Genomic DNA, 4,014 nt, shown 5'->3' on the forward strand with positions numbered 1-4,014 from the left:
CATATTTTAATGCTGCGTCCATCATTGTCAATTTCAAACTTCCCACCTCCTGTCTCGCCGAATATAAATAGAGCCTGACAAATAGTTTTTTAGACTATCTGCCAGGCTCTATAGGTGAGTCATTCGCTCCCTTTGTGGCTCTGTGCCAGATTTATTCACTTTTTACCCCGCCTTTTTCTGCAGCTTTACTTCAAAAACCTTTCTGCACACCGGACATTTGATTTCAACATCAGCATAATCGGCATCAAACATTCTATGATTGCAGTGAGGACATCGGACAATGTACTTTTTCTTACTCATCCACCTTCACCCCCGGCTTATTTAGCTTCATAAGTCTTACCATCTTCATCATCACAGGCTCTAATATCTCTCCAACCATGTAATGAACCATTGGTGAATAATTCTCCTTTGTTTCGTCAAACAGCTTCGAGAGAAGGTCGTAGAGATTCTTTATGTCCTCTTCTGTGGCATCTGCGGTATTGATTTCAATAAAAATCTTGGTACCGTCACGCTTGGCGATATGGTCGCTCACATACTTCTCCAGAGCGTATCTTGCTATGCTTGATGTGGTAACACTTGCTTCCGGCATTTGTGCTTGAAGTTCATCGATGATAGCGTCCAATTCATCCGACTGCCTTTTTGTAAGCCTTACCCGAAGCATACTATCCTTTTCTGTAGACATTATTGCACCTCCTGTGTTTCTTGTCGGTTTTATTGTGTTACATCGTATCACAATTTGTCAAGTATGGATAAAAAGAAAACCCGACTTGCCGTTATATTGGCTTGCTGGGTGGACATACTCAATATCAATCATATATATCACTCAAACACATATCCCAATATTTATACTTAGCTTAAATCTAATGTTGTCCATCCAGCAGAAATGATATCATTTGCAGCTTGCAAAAAGCCTTTTCAGCGTCGGGATACTCATCACACTCAATAAACTCAAATCTTGTAAAAGGTTTAGTAAAAAACCCAATAAACCGAGGCCTTGCACAAATATCCCTCTGACCAACACATTTACTGCGTTTTCTAAGCTCAATAACTCTCTCTTCACTTAAATTTTCGCTTCTTTTCCTATATTGTATCCAGTTTTCGTTACATTGCTTAAAATCAACATATCCCTGAGAACCACTATCATCAATATAACTTATACCCTCATTGGTAACACGTTTTATTATTTTCACTCACAAAACCTCCTTAATAAACTCTCATATACTTTAATCACCTTCATTTTTCATAGATTTTCATATTGATCTGATTGAGCCTGTTCTCAGGATACTGCAATTTAGCTGGTAGTTTTATGGTTTCAGGCAGAACAAATAAAACCGCGTGTGTTTTATCTATCTTGGGCATCGGGAGCACACATCTACTCCAAGCAGCAAACCTCCCATGTCCTCCGGCATCGAATGTGCCATTCCTTCGTCCTGCTCCTTATGTATTAATAAAAGGTTAAACAGTCTCCTTTGTTTTGATACGTTAATCTCTGCGTACGGAAAACAAGGTCACAGCAGTTGGAACTGTGTGACCCCAGTATTTTATCTTTTTTGCTTTCTTTTTTCTATCTCTTCAGAAATTATCTTTTTTGCCTTACTTACAATACTCTCCAATAAACTTGTATCAAAAATTCCGATAGAACCACTAATCTCCTTAAATCCTTTTAATTGAGCATATGTAAATAACAGCTTATCTTTTGAAACTTCTGAAATTTTAATATTTCCATTAATCAGTTGGTACAATAATTGAAAGCAAATAATTTCTTTTCCTTCAACACTCATAGCTTCTGTTCCTTCCTTAAAAACCTCAATTTCTTCAAGTTCTTCCTTTGAAAAAGTTTTACTAAATTCATTCAATATATTCACCTCATTTAAGTTTAGTTAAGTCAATTATATATTCAACAACTTTTCCTGGATTTGCAGAAGTTGAATTCATAGCTCTAACACCTTTAATAATAAGTGTATCAAAACCCTGAGCCTTTGCCTGTTGAGCTATCTCGTTTTGCCATTTAAAGATATCTCTTGCCCCAACAGCATTGGGAATATCTCCTTTATTTGAGTATACTGCAACATCTTTAAGTGTTAGAGTTTTTCCATTGATTTCTACATCAGCAAGTCCACCTATTTCGATGCCATTTTTCGTAATAATTTTACTTTCAAACATTTCCCCATTTTCAAATACAGTCTTACTCGTTCCCTTAACATACTTATTCGCATTATGAACCAATACCCTATTTTCGCCAACATGATACGTATGAAAATTATCGACCTTAAAATTGTAAACCTTTACAGGCTTATCTGTTATCTCAAGCTTTTTCTCTTCCACCACCAAAAGATTGCCTTTTGAATCTAGCAGCTTATCTCCTACTTGCAGTTTTCCCGCTTCAGCAAAACCCACATCTTTTACATAAAACGGATGCTCAAAGGTTGTCTTGATTACCTCTCCATTGATTCTCAAATGCAAAAGCTCCGTTGTCTCTCTCACATATGTCTCAAGCACTGTCTTCTCCGCTACTTCAAAAGTCTCCGGATTCGTCGCAATTACCTTGTCTCCTGCCTTGATATTCTCTATTGCAACCAAGCCTGCCACAGTCAATATCAGCGTGCCTGCAACAAAGCACTTCATTGTAGATGCCGCCCCGGCACTGAAAACAGCCAGCGCGTTTACAGCAATCTGGAATCCGTTGTAAAGTGCATTGGAATGCAGCTTCCGGTTGAATTCAACCAATGCATTGGATGGATCAAACAATGATACTCCCATTGCCAGCATGTCAAATATATTCATACCGAAAGAAAGCTCTGCCGTAACTTTCGACGTAAATATCTTTCCCTAACAATATAATTATAATTTTTCAGTAAGAAAATAGAGTTTCAAATACTTTTACTTTGAAACTCTATTCTAATATTAATTTCTATTGAGCATAATTTTTGTATTGATAAATAAAATGCTTTATCTTTAGCAACTCCTCAACCCTATTAAATAAAAATATATTTTTCTTCTTTATAGAGCTTCTCCAAAGCTAATATTAATTTCTTCAAATGAAATTTTGCTTTCTTTAAGTCCTTCAAGATCATTACTTCCTATCATAGTAATTTCATCTTTTGATAGTATTATTTTATTGTTAGGATTAGTAATTTTTCTAGCATATATTGATTTTAGTAATTTAACTTGAACATCAGACATATCATAGTATTTTATCCATTCATTAATTGCAGAATCAAAGTCGCTGACTTGTCTTTCTAACAAAAAGCCGCCATTTTGCCACATATCATCAAATAAATCTGTTGTAAAAAGTCTATTTTCATATCCCCAGAAAGCAGTCGTAATAACTGGAAATACATTTCCCTCAATCTCATCCAACAGATATTGTAATGTTTCCTCCTCTGCCAACCTAATCACCTCATCAGGAGCACCTTTAAAATATTTTAATGAATTATCTATTCTTCCTAAAATACGGCTACTATGTTCATCACGAAAAGCACCAATACAATATTTATGATGAAAAGTAATTGTACCTCTAGCTCCAGAACTATCTTGGACACTATAATTCATTCCATCCCAAGAGTGTTCATTTGAAAGTTCAGGATAATGTGCAACCATAATTGCGTGTGCAATTGATGCTAAAATACATCCTTCCCATAATTGACTTCTTGTCCATTTAAGCTCGTTTATATTCACTATTTTGCCCCCCTATTATTTAATTTTGCTCATCCATCATTTAATAGCTCTAGAGAGATTTTATTAGATTTTAATCTATTCTGTTTACGTGACAACACCTGGGCATTACTATAACTGTTAGTTCCTCCTTTACTTTTGGGAATAATATGATCTATTTGCCATTCATTTTCTGGTGGAACAACTCCTTTCTGACTTTTTCTTGGTCTGACCAGCTCACCTTTGACTACATCATTTGGGTCATCAGATAAAACAATGCCACCATTTCTTTTCTTATTCTCTTCAATTATTTTTTCCTTTTGCGCAGGTGTAAAATCCTTGATTATATTAACATTGACA

The 4,014-nt window shown here is 35.6% G+C and carries 6 protein-coding genes and 1 pseudogene; all 7 read right to left on the reverse strand.

All coding sequences use genetic code 11. The features are described from left to right. Positions 1–162 precede the first annotated feature (162 nt). A complete protein-coding gene (locus JCM21531_RS19400; RefSeq protein ID WP_173400209.1) occupies positions 163–300 on the reverse strand; it encodes a TFIIB-type zinc ribbon-containing protein in 138 nt (45 codons plus the stop codon). After that, positions 293–682 (reverse strand): hypothetical protein, encoded by a 390-nt coding sequence (locus JCM21531_RS16625; protein WP_038291493.1) that lies wholly within the window; start codon positions 680–682, stop codon positions 293–295. The genes JCM21531_RS19400 and JCM21531_RS16625 overlap by 8 nt, the downstream gene beginning before the upstream one ends. Positions 683–860: 178 nt before the next feature. Continuing rightward, entirely contained in the window at positions 861–1,190 is a 330-nt protein-coding gene (locus JCM21531_RS16630) for a hypothetical protein (protein ID WP_243467880.1), read from the reverse strand. 351 nt (positions 1,191–1,541) lie between these two features. After that, positions 1,542–1,856 carry a hypothetical protein gene (locus tag JCM21531_RS16635; protein ID WP_003514047.1) on the reverse strand — a complete coding sequence of 105 codons (315 nt, stop codon included), beginning with the start codon at positions 1,854–1,856 and terminating at the stop codon, positions 1,542–1,544. 10 nt (positions 1,857–1,866) lie between these two features. After that, positions 1,867–2,817, reverse strand: a pseudogene (locus tag JCM21531_RS16640) (polymorphic toxin-type HINT domain-containing protein); the annotation flags it as partial. A gap of 183 nt (positions 2,818–3,000) precedes the next feature. Next, the gene (locus JCM21531_RS16645) at positions 3,001–3,678 is read right to left on the reverse strand and encodes a hypothetical protein (protein WP_038291495.1); all 678 of its coding nucleotides are present in this window, start codon (positions 3,676–3,678) and stop codon (positions 3,001–3,003) included. Between the two features lie 29 nt (positions 3,679–3,707). Then, the coding region (locus JCM21531_RS16650; protein ID WP_038291497.1) for an HNH endonuclease signature motif containing protein at positions 3,708–4,014 on the reverse strand (307 nt) is incomplete at its 5' end.

The sequence above is a fragment of the Acetivibrio straminisolvens JCM 21531 genome (genome assembly GCF_000521465.1).
GTDB classification, from domain to species: Bacteria; Bacillota; Clostridia; order Acetivibrionales; family Acetivibrionaceae; genus Hungateiclostridium; species Hungateiclostridium straminisolvens.